Genomic DNA, 14,427 nt, shown 5'->3' with positions numbered 1-14,427 from the left:
GCTCCAAACCCAAAAGAAGTGCATGGCCGATCTGTTCAGTGTCGATGAACCGGAAAAGACGCCGCCAGGCCGCCCTCTGGCAGACAGGTTGCGCCCGAAAAACCTTGGCGAGGTCGTCGGCCAGGAGCATCTGACCGGCCCCGATGGCGCACTGACCCGGCTGATCAATTCCGGTTCGCTCGGCTCGATGATCTTCTGGGGGCCGCCCGGCACCGGCAAGACCACGGTGGCGCGTCTGCTTGCTGGCGAAACCAGCCTTGCCTTCGAGCAGATTTCGGCCGTGTTCTCCGGCGTGGCCGACCTGAAGAAAGTGTTCGAAGCGGCCAAGCTGCGCCGCGCCAACGGTCGCCAGACCCTGCTGTTCGTCGACGAGATCCACCGCTTCAATCGCGCCCAGCAGGATTCCTTTCTCCCTGTCATGGAGGACGGCACGGTCGTCCTGGTCGGCGCCACGACCGAGAACCCGTCCTTCGAACTGAACGCAGCCTTGTTGTCGCGTGCGCGCGTCATGGTCTTTCATTCGCTGGGCGAGGAGAGCATCGCCAAGCTGATGACGCGGGCGGAAGAGACGGAGGGCCGGGCGCTGCCGCTCGATGACGAGGCGCGGACGATGCTCATCCGCATGAGCGACGGCGACGGCCGTGCATCCCTGACGCTGGCGGAAGAAGTCTGGCGCGCCGCCAAGCCCGGAGAGGTGTTCGACCCGGAGGGACTGCAACGCATCGTCCAGCGCCGCGCGCCGATCTACGACAAGGGCCAGGATGGCCACTACAATCTGATCTCGGCGCTGCACAAGTCGGTGCGCGGCTCGGATCCCGATGCCGCGCTCTACTATCTCGCGCGCATGTTCGACGCCGGCGAGGATCCGCTCTATCTCGGCCGCCGGCTGGTGCGCATGGCGATGGAGGACATCGGCCTTGCCGATCCACAGGCATTGGTCGTCGCCAATGCCGCCAAGGACGCCTATGACTATCTGGGCTCGCCGGAGGGCGAACTCGCCTTTGCCGAGGCGACCGTCTATCTCGCCACCGCGCCTAAATCCAACGCCGTCTACACGGCCTTCAAAGCAGCCACCCGCGCTGCCAAGGAACATGGCTCGCTGCTGCCGCCAAAGCACATCCTCAACGCGCCGACCAAGCTGATGAAGGAAGAGGATTACGGCGCCGGCTATCGCTACGACCATGACGAGCCGGACGCGTTTTCGGGCCAGGACTATTTTCCGGAGAAGATGGGCCGCCAGACCTTCTACGACCCACCCGAACGCGGCTTTGAACGCGATATCAGGAAGCGGCTCGACTACTGGGCAAAGCTGCGCAAAGAGCGGGAATAGCCGGCTTGCGGCGGCCGGTGGCGGTTGCGGTTCGAAACGAGGCCTCGCCTTGGGGCATTTCCACATCGGTTCTTCTGCACGTGCTGCTCGCGGCCATGATTCTATCGATGCCAATGCCGAAGCTTCCGACCCGACCGGAGGAAGAGCAGGTAACGGTCGACATCCTGACCCCGCGACAGTTCGAGGTCTCGACAAGGCCGCTTCGGCCGCATGAGCCGGAGGTGCCGGCCACGCAAGCGCCTGAATCGCCGCCGGCCGCTCCCGCCGCTGTTCAGCCTCGACCTCACGCTGCACCGGCCATGATCCGGCCGACCCAAATGCTGTCGGCCAAGACGCTCGCCGATCCGCGCAGCAAGCAGGCCCGCGCCGATCTCAAGACCTTCGCATCCGACGAGCGCATGGTGCAGTTGTGTAATCTGGAGGCCATGGATCAGATCCGCCAATGGCGTGCGGATTTCCAGCCGGAGCGGGTGGTGCCCTACGCAACTACGGCGGAAAAAATCGCCGGCACGACGATCACCGCCGACGGCGCGGCTTTCCGCAGCCGTAAAAACTGGTACAGTTTGAAATTCAAATGCCAGCTCGCACCAGACGGCGAAAGCGTCATGGGCTTTGAGTTCCTGGTCGGCGATCCGGTGGCCAGGGAGAAATGGGACGAGCTTGGCTTGCCGGCGGTGCACTGACAGCGCGGCAGGCTCCACCAGGCAGCCAGCCCGGCCAGATACCATGGCCGTTGTGCGGTGACCCAAAAAACCTTATCAAGGCGCACGGTCGGGCGGTGGCCGTTGCCATGATTTGGGCATCTCATTCGCAACAGGATCGCGCTCGGCGCGTGGAAAAATGACAAAAACCCTTCGCAAGACCCTTCGCAAATTCGCCATTGCCATCCCGCTCCTTGCCCTTGGCTTCTATTTCATTCCGATCCTCACGACGATTTTCGTCGTTTGTGGCCTGATCGACGTGCTGCGCAACGATCGCAAGAATCTGTCCTTGTTCAGCGGCTATTTCCTGGGCAACGGCATCTTCACCTGGCTGCTTTCGCCGTTCAACCTGCTGGTCGATCTCCTGTGCTACAGAAATCCGGGCGTGTGGAAGCTGGAGCAGTTCCCGCAGGATTATCAGCGCGAGGTCAACGAGGTTCTTGACGTCTTCAAGGCGCGCAAGGCCGAAATCATCGCCGACATCGACGCCAATTTCGGCGCCGGCCGGCGCGGCATGTATGTCTACCAATGGTATGGCAAGCACAGGATAGATAACGTCGCCGAGTTCAACAAGGATTTCAAATACATCAAGACCATAGCCGTCTCCGTTTTCAGCAAGCGCGAATCGACTTCCTGGCACTTCGGGCCGCTGCGGCTCAGCCTGCGCATCCTCTACAACCTCATTCCGGTGAAGTCAGAGATCTTCGTCGAGTGCGGCAACGTCAAGAACTACTGGCACGACAATCCGCTGTTCATTTTCGACGACACGCTGCTGCATCGGTCGGTCAATGAGTATGACGGTCGTCGCTACTGCGTATTCATGGACATTATCAGGCCGTCCCCGGTCCCCAGGCTTATCGCCGGCCTTCTCGCCATCGTCTCGGTGAGCGTCGAGCGCATCAATTCGATGTTCTACAAGAACTGGAAGATGATCGGCTCGACCAAGCCGAAAAAGGCCGAAACCACCTGAGCTGAAAGTTTTTCAAACGTGTCCGGCGCGCCGGCTAGGTATGAACAGTCGGGGACAACAGACGGCGATGTTCAATCTGCTTCTCGTGGCCGCCGGCGGCGGCATTGGCGCTGGCATCCGCCATCTGACCAATATGGGCGCGCTGCGCCTTGTCGGCCCCAATTATCCCTGGGGCACGATGGCGATCAACATCGTCGGCTCGTTCGCGATGGGCCTGTTCATCGCCACCCTGGCGCGCCGCGGCGGGTCTAACGAAGTCAGGCTGTTTGTTGCCACCGGCATCTTAGGCGGCTTCACGACCTTTTCCGCCTTTTCGCTCGATTTCGCGACCTTGTGGGAGCGGGGAGCCATCTTGCCGGCGTTTGGATATGCGCTGGCCAGCGTGATTGGCGCCATCATTGCCCTGTTTTTGGGTCTTTGGCTCGCAAGAAGCCTGCCTTAATGCTATTGCCGCGCCGAGAGCAGGCCTGGGCCTGTCAGGAAACGGATAAGCGAAGAAATCATGGCAGGCGTTGAACAGATCACGGTGGAGGCCGGCGAGGCGGGCATGCGGCTCGACCGCTGGTTTAAGACCCATTTCCCGGGCCTTGGCTTCGGTCACCTGCAGAAGCTGCTGCGCTCCGGCCAGATCCGCGTCGACGGCGGCCGCGTCAAGGCCGACACCCGCGTCGAGCCTGGCCAGATGGTACGCGTTCCACCGCTGGAAGTGGACAAGAAGGGCGACAGCTCGCTGACCGGCCATTCGATCCGCAACCAAGGCGACGCTGACGTCCTGGCAAAAATGCTGATCCACGAGGATCCCAAGGTCTTCGTCTTCAACAAACCGGCTGGCCTTGCCGTGCAGGGCGGCTCGGGCGTCACCCGCAATGTCGACGACATGCTGGAAGCCTGGCGTAACCAGAAGGGCGAGAAACCGCGGCTGGTGCACCGGCTCGATCGCGACACGTCCGGCGTGCTGGTCGTTGCCCGCACCAGGCTGGCGGCGATGAAGCTCTCCGAGGCGTTCCGCGCACGCGAAACCAAGAAGACTTACTGGGCGCTGGTCAAGGGCGTGCCGCCCAAGCGCGAGGACAAGATCTCGACCTGGCTGATCAAGGAAGCGACACCGGATGGTGATCGGGTGCGCGTCGCCAAGCACGGTGAAAAGGGCGCCGACCACGCCGTGTCCTACTACCGCATCGTCGAGCAGGCGGCGCAGGCACTGACCTGGCTGGAGATGGAGCCCTACACCGGCCGAACCCACCAGCTGCGCGTCCATGCCGCCCATATCGGTTGCCCGATCATCGGCGATCCCAAATATTTCGAGGCCGACACCAACTGGGATTTTCCCGGCGGGATGCAGAACCGCCTGCATCTGCACGCGCGCCGCATCGTCATCCCTCATCCTGATAAGGGTTTTATCGACGTCACCGCGCCGATGCCGCCGCACATGCGCCAGAGCTGGAACCTGATCGGCTTCGACGACGCCAGCGCGGAGGATTGACCGTGAGTGGCGCCGCCGATGCGCTCGATCGCCGTGACGCAGTCGACATGGCCGCCGCGGCCATCATGGTCGGCCTGACGTTCTCCTGGGGGCTGAATTACGTTGCCGCCAAGATCTCTTATGCCGGTTATGATCCGGTTTTCCTGTCGATCGCGCGTTCGGCTATCGGCGGGCTCTGCGTCTTCCTCTGGTGCCGCTGGCGCGGCATAGCGCTTTTCACCAGGGATGGCACCTTGCGCGCCGGCATCGCGGTGGGCGTGCTCTTCGGCATCGAGTTCCTCTTCCTTTACGTCGGGCTGGAGCACACCACGGTTGCCCGCAACACGCTGCTGGTCAACACCATGCCATTCTGGATGCTGGTGGGTGGCCATTTCCTGCTCGGCGAACCAATCAGCCTGCGCAAAGCCCTTGGCCTGCTGCTGGCCTTTGCCGGCCTTGCCGCGGTCTTTTCCGACAAGCTCGGCGGCGGGGACATGCTGTTCGGCGACTTACTGAGTCTAGGCTCCGGATTCGTCTGGGCCTTGACCAACATCCTCATCAAGCGTTCGAAGCTGGTGGAGACGAGCGCCGAGAAGCTGCTGCTCTACCAACTCTCCGGCGCTGCCGTTGTCGGCGTCCTGGCGTTGCCTCTGGCGGGGCCATCCGTGCGCGATCCCTCGCTGTTGCCGACCTTGGCCCTGCTTTTCCAGGCGCTCTATATCGTCGCCTTCACCTACGTCCTGTGGTTCTGGCTGCTGCGGCGTTATCCCGCCTCCAGCCTGTCGAGCTTCACCTTCCTGTCGCCGGTCTTTGGCGTGCTGTGCGGCGCCCTGTTCTTGAACGAGCCGCTGACCGTACGCATTTTTCTGGCACTTGGTCTCATTGCCGCCGGCCTGATCATCGTCAACAGGCCGTCGCGCCAGCAGACAGCCGAAGGAGGCTGACATGCGCGATATCCTCAGCGATCTCGAAGCGGGAAAACTGCTTTCCGATCCCGACCCGGTGCGCCGCGCCCAGATCCAGATGAAGACGCCACTGCCTAGGCGTTTCTACAAGACTGTCTCCGTCGCCCCGGCCGATGGCGGCTTTGCCGTCCATCTAGACGGCAAACCGGTGCGCACGCCGGGCAAGGCGCTGCTGGCGCTGCCAACCGAAAAGGCGGCATCGCTGGTCGCCGATGAATTCGCCGCCCAGGGGGAGACCATCGATCCGGTGTCGATGCCTGTGATGCGCCTCGTCAACACCGCGCTCGATGGCGTCGCTAGCGATCCGCAGGCGGTATTGGAAGACATATTGCGCTTTGCCTCGTCAGATCTGCTCTGTTATCGCGCCGATGCGCCGCAAGGGCTGGTCGAGCGGCAGAACGAGCAGTGGGATCCGGTTCTCGACTGGGCGCGGACCGCACTTGGGGCTCGCTTCAACCTTGCCGAGGGCATTATCCATGTCGAGCAGCCGCGCGAAACCATCACGGTGCTCGGCGTCCATCTCAGCCAGCGCGCCGAGCCGCTGCGCCTGGCCGCCATCCACGTCATGACGTCGCTGACCGGTTCGGCGCTGCTGGCGCTGGCTGTCGACTTCGGCGAGCTCGACGGCGAGGCGGCCTGGACCGCCGGCCATGTCGACGAGGACTGGCAGATCGAGCATTGGGGCCAGGACGCGGAAGCGGTCGCGCGCCGCTCCGCCCGCAAGCGCGACATGATGGCTGCCGTCGCCCTTCTCGAGGCGCTCGAAGCCTGATGCTGCGGCTACCGCACCGCATCTAATACCAAAGTCATAATCCCAAAGGCTCTCTGCCGTTGGCGGGTGCTTTCTGTCATTTTTTTCCGCGATGGCTGCCGCGAGTCCGCGTTCGGAGGAGAACGCGGACGTAAGCCGCGCAGCATCGCGGACAAGGGTCTCACGGGAGGAGCATCTCAATGACTATCGCATCGACCGCCAGCGGAAAGAGCCGCGGCATGACGCGAGAGGAGAAGAAGGTCATCTTCGCCTCCTCACTCGGCACCGTTTTCGAATGGTACGATTTCTATCTCTACGGGTCTTTGGCGGCCTTTATCGGTTCGACCTTTTTCAGCCCGACCATTCCGGAAGCGACGCGCAATATTTTCGCGCTGCTGGCTTTCGCCGCCGGCTTCCTCGTCCGTCCGTTCGGCGCTTTGCTGTTCGGCCGCATCGGCGACCTTGTCGGCCGCAAATATACCTTCCTCGTCACCATGACGATCATGGGCCTGTCGACCTTCCTGGTGGGCTTGCTGCCTGGTTATGCGAGCCTCGGCATCGCGGCTCCGGTGATCCTGATCATCCTGCGCATGCTCCAGGGCTTGGCACTGGGCGGCGAATATGGCGGTGCGGCCACCTATGTCGCCGAGCATGCGCCGGACGACCGGCGCGGCTACTACACGTCGTGGATCCAGACGACCGCCACACTCGGCCTGTTCCTGTCGCTGATCGTCATCCTGATCGTCCAGGGCTCGATGAGCAAGGAAACCTATGCCGCCTGGGGCTGGCGCGTTCCTTTCATCGTGTCGTTCCTGTTGCTCGGCATTTCCATCTGGATCCGGCTGTCGCTTTCCGAATCGCCCACCTTCCAGCGCATGAAGGAAGAGGGCAAGGGTTCCAAGGCACCGCTCTCGGAAGCCTTCGGCCAGTGGAAGAACGCCAAGATCGCGCTGCTGGCACTGCTCGGCCTTACGGCCGGCCAAGCCGTGGTCTGGTATAACGGCCAGTTCTACGCCCTGTTCTTCCTTCAGAACGTTTTGAAGCTGGACGCCCAGTCGGTCAACATCATGATCGCCATCGCGCTTGCGCTGGGTTCCATCTTCTTCGTCGTGTTCGGCTGGCTATCCGACAAGATCGGTCGCAAGCCGATCATCATGGCCGGGCTCGCACTGGCGATCGTCTGCACCTTCCCGCTGTTCAAGGCATTGACCTGGGCCGCCAATCCGGCCCTTGCCCAGGCACAGCAGAGCACCCGCGCGACGGTGACCGCGGCACCCGGCGACTGCAGGTTCCAGTTCAATCCGGTGGGTACCGCGAAGTTCACGACGTCTTGCGACATCGCGACCTCGTTCCTGACCAAGAACTCGGTGCCCTATGACGTCGTCTCCACGGCGGCACCCGGTACGGCTGCTTCGGTCAAGATCGGCAATGAGACGGTGGCATCCTACGATGCTGTCGCCGCGGGCGACCAGGCCAAGGCCAAGGAGGCCGCCTTCGTCAAGGCCGTCAACATGTCGCTGCAGGACGGCGGATATCCGCTGAAGCGTGCTGCGATCAAGATACCGGACCAGAAGCTCGACGCGTTTGTCGCTGCCAATCCCGAACTGAAGCTCGACGCCGCCGCCATCCGCGCCGGCGAGAAGGCGACGGTTCCTACCGATCAGGCGATCAAGGACAAGCTTTTGACCGCCGACGAGGCTGCCGGTGCGCCTGAGGTCACCGTCTACAACATACCCGGCGGCGGGGCCTTCGCCATGTTCGCCGACCCTGCGGCCGTGAACTGGCCGATGACGATCGCCATCCTGTTCGTCCTCGTCCTGTTCGTGACCATGGTCTACGGTCCGATCGCGGCCATCCTGGTCGAGATGTTCCCGACACGCATCCGCTACACCGGCATGTCGCTGCCCTACCATATCGGCAATGGCTGGTTCGGCGGGTTGCTGCCCGCGACCGTGTTCGCGCTCAGTGCCTACAGGGGCGATATCTATTATGGCCTCTGGTATCCCGTGATTATCGCGGCGATGTCGCTCGTCATCGGCATGATCTTCGTCAAGGACACGCTGGGCACGAACCTGGAGACCAAGCAGTAACGGGTCGGATCCACATGCATGAGAAAACCCGGCGCGAGCGATCGCGCCGGGTTTTCATATCGAGGCTGAAGATGCGTTCAGCTCTTCGGCTGCTGGTTTTCTTCCTCGACAGCGGCCTCGTGATACCAGCCATCGAAATCGGCATACGTGTTACGCAGCGAGGCAAGCTCTGCCGCGAACTTGGCCTTCGCGCCTAAATTTGAGGCAGATACGCGGCCTGCAAGCGGGAACATCAGGATCTTTGCCGATGGACGGGCGAGGGTGACTTCCATTGGCGATCTCCTTTCTTCTCCGAGGGTCAGTTGATTCAGCTTTTCCTCAAAATAGGTTCTGCGATTCATTTAGGCAATATGCTTATGAAAAGATCAGTTATTGCCTATTGTTTGCGCAATCTCTGCGTCTGATCGATCCCAGCGCATTGCTGTGGCGGTGCAGCGAATTCAGAGGAATCTCGCGACCATTTTGTCGCACCGGTCGATGCCGGAGTGGCATATGAATTGCTTTTTACCAGTCGGCAGGTCGGCTTGCTCCGGCCATGCGTCGACACCGCGTGCGGTGGTCAAGCACAACGAGAGGCTCTAGAATGACCAAATACAAGCTCGAGTATATCTGGCTCGACGGATACACCCCGGTCCCCAATCTTCGCGGCAAGACCCAGATCAAGGATTATGCCGAGTTCCCGACGCTCGACCAGCTGCCGCTATGGGGCTTTGACGGCTCGTCCACCATGCAGGCCGAGGGCCGTAGCTCCGATTGCGTCTTGAAGCCGGTCGCGCTTTATCCCGATCCGGCCCGCACCAACGGCGTTCTCGTCATGTGCGAAGTCATGATGCCCGATGGCGTCACGCCGCACGTGTCCAACAGCCGCGCGACCATTCTCGACGACGAGGATGCCTGGTTCGGCTTCGAGCAGGAGTACTTCTTCTACAAGGATGGCCGTCCGCTCGGTTTCCCCGAGAGCGGTTATCCCGCTCCGCAGGGCCCGTACTACACCGGCGTCGGCTATTCGAACGTCGGCAGCATCGCGCGCCAGATCGTCGAAGAGCATCTCGACCTCTGCCTCGCCGCCGGCATCAACCATGAAGGCATCAACGCCGAAGTGGCCAAAGGCCAGTGGGAATTCCAGATTTTCGGCAAGGGCTCCAAGAAGGCCGCCGATCAGATGTGGATGGCCCGCTACCTGCTCCAGCGCCTCACCGAGAAGTACGGCATCGATATCGAGTTCCACTGCAAGCCGCTCGGCGACACCGACTGGAACGGCTCGGGCATGCATTGCAACTTCTCGACCAAATATATGCGCGAGGTCGGCGGCAAGGGTTATTTCGAGGCCCTGATGGCGCAGTTCGAAAAGAACCTGATGGACCATATCGCCGTGTACGGTCCGGACAACGACAAGCGTCTGACCGGCAAGCACGAGACGGCGCCCTGGAACAAATTCAGCTACGGCATCGCAGACCGCGGCGCGTCGATCCGCGTGCCGCATTCCTTCGTCAAGAATGACTACAAGGGTTATCTGGAGGACCGCCGCCCGAACTCGCAGGGCGACCCCTACCAGATCGCCTCCCAGGTCCTGAAGACGATCTCGCAGGTTTCGACCGGCGCATCGGTTTCGGCCGCTGCTTGATATTTCACGTCGGGCCTCAAGATCCTCGACAACCATGACGCGAGCCCCGGCGGTAATTGCCGGGGCTTTTTCGTATGACGATGGCGGGCACTATCGCATGCCGCTGTTTCCGTTCGCCGATCCTCGCCTTCCTGGCTCCTGGCCTGGCAAAGCAAATTCCCCCAAAAAAAGTCAGGTTGAAAAGGGCGGTTCAAACCCATCCCGACAAGACGGCTTTTGGCTGACGAAAGCATGCCTTGGCGCTGGGCCGCAGGCTTCGAAATCCTCGAAAAAGCCCGGAAATCTGGCCATTCCGACAAGAATGCCTGTCGACCGATCCTTTCATAAGCCCCTGTTCATACTCCAAAATCGACCCTCTCGACGCCCGGCGGGCGACATTGACAGGCTGCGGCGCAACATGCGTATTCGCAGGCATTGGGGATACGCCAAGCGGTGCTGTTCGAACGGGGCGGGGTTTCTTGAACGACAGCATTGGCGGGGGCGCCGGACGAGCGGGCATTGCAGCCTGAGGCAGTGTGCCGCTCGCTCCTGGCCTATCTCTTCACTTGCAAAAAGCGCATGCCGGATCGCCTGGCAGCCCAGCTTGGCTGGCTCAAGCCGGCCAGTGCCTCAGCGCAATCGACACGTGTGACGTGACCAGCCGACGGAACCCAGCAGCCGGTGCGCCTTTCCAGTCGCTAGATCGGGCAGCATCCGATCGAACGCGTCAGTGTCCGCGGATTTGGCTGAATGGAAGCCTTGACATGTGCAAACAAAAGGGCCGGAAGAGGTTCATCTTCCGGCCCCGCATTTGCAGGCTGAATTGAAGCCGCTGGATCCGGGTGCGCCGGGTCCAGGGAGATAAAAAATCAGACCGAATAGTACATGTCGTATTCGACGGGATGCGGTGTCATTTCGAAGCGCATCACCTCGGCCATCTTCAACTCGATGTAGCTGTCGATCTGGTCGTCGTCGAAGACGCCGCCGGCCTTCAGGAAGCCGCGGTCCTTGTCGAGGCTCTGGAGCGCTTCACGCAGCGAGCCGCAGACGGTCGGGATCTTCTTCAGCTCCTTCGGCGGCAAATCGTAGAGATCCTTGTCCATCGGCTGGCCGGGATGGATCTTGTTCTTGATCCCGTCGAGGCCGGCCATCAGCATGGCGGCAAAGGCGAGATAGGGGTTCGCACCCGGATCGGGGAAGCGGACCTCGACGCGCTTCGACTTTGGCGACGAGCCGAACGGGATACGGCAGGATGCCGAGCGGTTGCGCGCCGAATAGGCGAGCAGCACCGGCGCCTCGTAGCCCGGCACCAGACGCTTGTAGGAGTTGGTCAGGGGGTTGGTGAAGGCGTTGATGGCCTTGGCGTGCTTGATGATGCCGCCGATATAGAACAGGCAGCTTTCCGAGAGGCCGGCATACTCGTTGCCGGCGAAGGTCGGCTTACCGCCTTTCCAGATCGACTGGTGGACATGCATGCCCGAGCCATTGTCGCCGAAGATCGGCTTCGGCATGAAGGTGGCGGTCTTGCCGTAGGCATTGGCGACCTGATGCACGACATATTTGTAGATCAGCATCTTGTCGGCGTTGCGGACCAGCGTGTCGAACTTGATGCCGAGTTCGTGCTGGGCCGCGGCCACCTCGTGGTGATGCTTCTCGACCCGCACGCCCATCTCGGCCAGCACCGTCAGCATCTCGGAACGCATGTCTTGCGCCGAATCGATCGGCGGCACCGGGAAATAACCGCCTTTGATGCGCGGACGGTGGCCGAGATTGCCGGTCTCGTAGTCGGTGTCGTCATTGGACGGCAGTTCGGTGGAATCGAGCCTGAAGCCGGTGTTATAGGGATCGGCTTTGTACTTGACGTCGTCGAAGACGAAGAACTCGGCTTCCGGGCCGACATAGATGGTGTCGCCGATGCCTTCCGACTTCATGTAGGCCTCGGCCTTCTTGGCAGTGCCGCGCGGGTCGCGGTTATAGGATTCGCCCGAAACCGGATCGAGGATGTCGCACAGGATGACCATGGTCGACTGCGCGAAAAACGGATCCATATGGACCGTTTCAGGATCGGGCATCAGCACCATGTCGGACTCGTTGATCGCCTTCCAGCCGGCGATCGAAGAACCATCGAACATCACGCCATCGGCGAACATGTCTTCCTCGACCTCGATGACATCCATCGTCACGTGCTGCAGCTTGCCCTTCGGGTCGGTGAAGCGCAGGTCAACGAATTTCACATCGTTGTCCTTGATCTGCTTCATGATGTCTTTGGCTGTCGTCATGTCATGTATCCCTGTGTGACGTTTTTTAATAATGACGTTTCGGAAGATGGGCGAGGTGTCAGACGGCATCCATGCCGGTTTCGCCGGTGCGGATGCGCACGACTTCCTCGATGTTCGAGACGAAGATCTTGCCGTCGCCGATGCGCCCAGTCTGGGCCGCCTTGCGGATGGCTTCGATGGCGCCTTCGACCGCATCGTCGCCGAGCACGACCTCGATCTTCACCTTGGGCAGGAAGTCGACGACATATTCGGCGCCGCGATAAAGCTCGGTGTGGCCCTTCTGGCGTCCAAAACCCTTGGCCTCGGTCACGGTGATGCCTTGCAGTCCGGCCTCCTGAAGCGCTTCCTTCACTTCGTCCAGCTTGAATGGCTTGATGATCGCTTCGATCTTTTTCATGTAAAAAGTGGCCTCCACTGCCAAAAAAACGGGTTGTGAGCCCCGCTTGCGCCTCCATCAAGCACGAATTGTGCCAATTGGCGGGATTTCAAGCGGTGTCATTCGATTCCAGAACCATGCCGCACGAAGATGCAAATTCGCATCGTTCACTGCATCCAGCGCGCGACGGATGGCTGCAAACCTACGCGGCGTCAGTGTTTATGTCTGCCCGATATTTAGGCGTATTGCTTATTTGGTAGGCATCGCTCAGCTTGGCTGGGACCGCGCCAACTCCTCTGCGTTTGCGTCGAGCCGAAAACTGGACAATGCTTGATCGAATGCGGATCGGCAATCCATGAGCAACGAACTTCTTTCTCCCGGGGAGATGAGCGAGGCGGATCGGTTGACGATTGCCGCCGGCGCAATCGACGGCATCGGCCTGATGCGCCGTGCAGGCGAAGCCGTTGCGGCCGAAATTTTCAGGCGCTATCCAGCGGCGAAGCGGGTCCATGTGCTTTGCGGTCCCGGCAACAATGGCGGCGATGGCTATGTCGTGGCCCGCTGCCTGGCAGCCGCTGGTGTCGACACGGTGGTCTGGGCGTCGGGCACGCCGAAGCCGGGCAGCGATGCCGCGCTCGCCGCCGGTGAATGCCCGGTGAAGCCTCGATCACTGGCGAATTTCGCGGCCGAGGCCGGCGCTGTCGTCGTCGACGCCCTTTACGGCGCAGGGCTGTCCAAACCGCTGTCCGGGGAAGCGGCGAGAACGGTTGGCATTGTGGCAAACCTGGCCGTGCCGGTCGTCGCGGTCGATCTGCCATCAGGCGTTTCCGGGGACAGCGGCCAAGTGCTCGGCCATGCTTTTCGGGCTGAGGTCACCGTCACCTTCGCACGCAAAAAACCTGGCCATCTTTTGCTGCCCGGGCGCGAGATGTGCGGGGAGATCGTACTCGCCGACATCGGGATCACCGATGGTCTCATTGCGCGGATTCGGCCCCAGGCCTTCGAGAACTCGCCGGCGCTTTGGCTCAGCGCTTTTCCGATTCCAGGCGTCGATACGCACAAATACAAGCGCGGCCATGTCGGCGTCTTTTCCGGCGGCCCGAGCGCCACCGGCGCGGCGCGGCTTGCGGCGCTTGCCGCAGCGCGCAGCGGGGCAGGGGCGGTCACCGTCCTGTCCCCGGCGAACGCCATGCAGGTCAATGCCGCGCATCTGACCTCGATCATGCTGCGCAAGGCCAATGACAGCGGCGACATCGACGCCTTCATCGGCGAACGCCGGCCCTCCGCCTTTGTGCTGGGGCCTGGCTTCGGTGTCGGTGAAAGAGCGCAGAATTTTGCGCTCACGCTGCTCGCCGCTGGCCAGCACCGGAACATTTCCGCCCGGGTCGATGGCCTGGTGTTCGACGCCGACGCGATCACCTCGTTTCGCGAGGCGCCGGACGTCCTGTTCGAAGCCGCGCGCCAGCCGGGCGCACCGCCGCTTGTGATGACGCCGCATGAGGGGGAATTTGCCAGGCTGTTTGCTGACATTGCGGGCGGCGCCGTTTCGTCCAAGCTGAGCAGGGCCCGTATGGCCGCCACCCGTGCCAACGCCGTGATCGTCTACAAGGGCGCGGACACCGTAATCGCTGCTCCCGATGGCAGGGCTGCGATAAACTCCAATGGCGCGCCATGGTTGGCAACCGCCGGTTCGGGCGACGTGCTCTCGGGGCTCGTGGCCGGCTTCCTGGCGCAAGGCATGCCGGCCTTCGAGGCGGCTTGCGCGGCGGTATGGATCCATGCCGAGGCCGGCAGCCGGTTCGGACCGGGGCTGATCGCCGAGGACTTGCCGCTGGCGCTGGTGCCTGTGCTGCGTGAACTGGTGGCGGCTCGCGGCGCGCGCTGACCGGCCGCGACATTC

13 protein-coding genes are annotated in these 14,427 nt (G+C 61.9%); 10 read left to right on the top strand and 3 right to left on the bottom strand.

Going from position 1 to position 14,427, the window contains the following annotated elements; genetic code table 11:
- The first annotated feature begins 22 nt into the window (after positions 1-22).
- From LB532_RS23300 to LB532_RS23265, 8 genes are all read left to right on the top strand, one after another.
- Positions 23-1,330 (top strand): replication-associated recombination protein A, encoded by a 1,308-nt coding sequence (locus LB532_RS23300; RefSeq protein ID WP_140638053.1) that lies wholly within the window; start codon positions 23-25, stop codon positions 1,328-1,330.
- A gap of 80 nt (positions 1,331-1,410) precedes the next feature.
- Positions 1,411-2,013 (top strand): DUF930 domain-containing protein, encoded by a 603-nt coding sequence (locus LB532_RS23295; protein ID WP_224557236.1) that lies wholly within the window; start codon positions 1,411-1,413, stop codon positions 2,011-2,013.
- 157 nt (positions 2,014-2,170) lie between these two features.
- The gene (locus tag LB532_RS23290; protein ID WP_140638054.1) at positions 2,171-3,001 is read left to right on the top strand and encodes an aspartyl/asparaginyl beta-hydroxylase domain-containing protein; all 831 of its coding nucleotides are present in this window, start codon (positions 2,171-2,173) and stop codon (positions 2,999-3,001) included.
- 67 nt (positions 3,002-3,068) lie between these two features.
- A complete protein-coding gene (crcB, locus tag LB532_RS23285; RefSeq protein ID WP_224557234.1) occupies positions 3,069-3,443 on the top strand; it encodes a fluoride efflux transporter CrcB in 375 nt (124 codons plus the stop codon).
- A 60-nt stretch (positions 3,444-3,503) separates the two neighbouring features.
- Positions 3,504-4,484, top strand: a complete 981-nt coding sequence (locus LB532_RS23280) for an RluA family pseudouridine synthase (RefSeq protein ID WP_140638056.1) — start codon at positions 3,504-3,506, stop codon at positions 4,482-4,484.
- A 47-nt stretch (positions 4,485-4,531) separates the two neighbouring features.
- The gene (locus LB532_RS23275; protein ID WP_181169281.1) at positions 4,532-5,407 is read left to right on the top strand and encodes a DMT family transporter; all 876 of its coding nucleotides are present in this window, start codon (positions 4,532-4,534) and stop codon (positions 5,405-5,407) included.
- Position 5,408: 1 nt separating this feature from the next.
- The gene (locus LB532_RS23270; RefSeq protein ID WP_140638058.1) at positions 5,409-6,200 is read left to right on the top strand and encodes an ATP12 family chaperone protein; all 792 of its coding nucleotides are present in this window, start codon (positions 5,409-5,411) and stop codon (positions 6,198-6,200) included.
- Positions 6,201-6,379: 179 nt separating this feature from the next.
- Positions 6,380-8,269 (top strand): MFS transporter, encoded by a 1,890-nt coding sequence (locus tag LB532_RS23265; protein ID WP_140638059.1) that lies wholly within the window; start codon positions 6,380-6,382, stop codon positions 8,267-8,269.
- Between the two features lie 77 nt (positions 8,270-8,346).
- Here the strand turns inward: LB532_RS23265 and LB532_RS23260 are convergent, their stop codons facing one another.
- Complete coding sequence (locus LB532_RS23260; protein ID WP_140638060.1) at positions 8,347-8,541, bottom strand: DUF2735 domain-containing protein; 195 nt, start codon at positions 8,539-8,541, stop codon at positions 8,347-8,349.
- Positions 8,542-8,852: 311 nt separating this feature from the next.
- Here LB532_RS23260 and LB532_RS23255 point away from each other — a divergent pair, with 311 nt between their 5' ends.
- A complete protein-coding gene (locus LB532_RS23255; protein WP_140638061.1) occupies positions 8,853-9,893 on the top strand; it encodes a glutamine synthetase beta-grasp domain-containing protein in 1,041 nt (346 codons plus the stop codon).
- Between the two features lie 848 nt (positions 9,894-10,741).
- Here LB532_RS23255 and glnA read toward each other — a convergent pair.
- The gene (glnA, locus tag LB532_RS23250) at positions 10,742-12,151 is read right to left on the bottom strand and encodes a type I glutamate--ammonia ligase (RefSeq protein ID WP_140515442.1); all 1,410 of its coding nucleotides are present in this window, start codon (positions 12,149-12,151) and stop codon (positions 10,742-10,744) included.
- A 58-nt stretch (positions 12,152-12,209) separates the two neighbouring features.
- The gene (locus LB532_RS23245; RefSeq protein WP_006205430.1) at positions 12,210-12,548 is read right to left on the bottom strand and encodes a P-II family nitrogen regulator; all 339 of its coding nucleotides are present in this window, start codon (positions 12,546-12,548) and stop codon (positions 12,210-12,212) included.
- Positions 12,549-12,882: 334 nt separating this feature from the next.
- Here LB532_RS23245 and LB532_RS23240 point away from each other — a divergent pair, with 334 nt between their 5' ends.
- Positions 12,883-14,412, top strand: coding sequence for an NAD(P)H-hydrate dehydratase (locus LB532_RS23240; RefSeq protein ID WP_140638062.1), 1,530 nt, complete (start codon positions 12,883-12,885; stop codon positions 14,410-14,412).
- Positions 14,413-14,427: the final 15 nt, after the last annotated feature.

Origin of the sequence: Mesorhizobium sp. ESP-6-2, from assembly GCF_020164675.1 — a bacterium.
Classification (GTDB): Bacteria; Pseudomonadota; Alphaproteobacteria; order Rhizobiales; family Rhizobiaceae; genus Mesorhizobium.
This window is presented reverse-complemented; position numbering and strand designations above follow the sequence as displayed.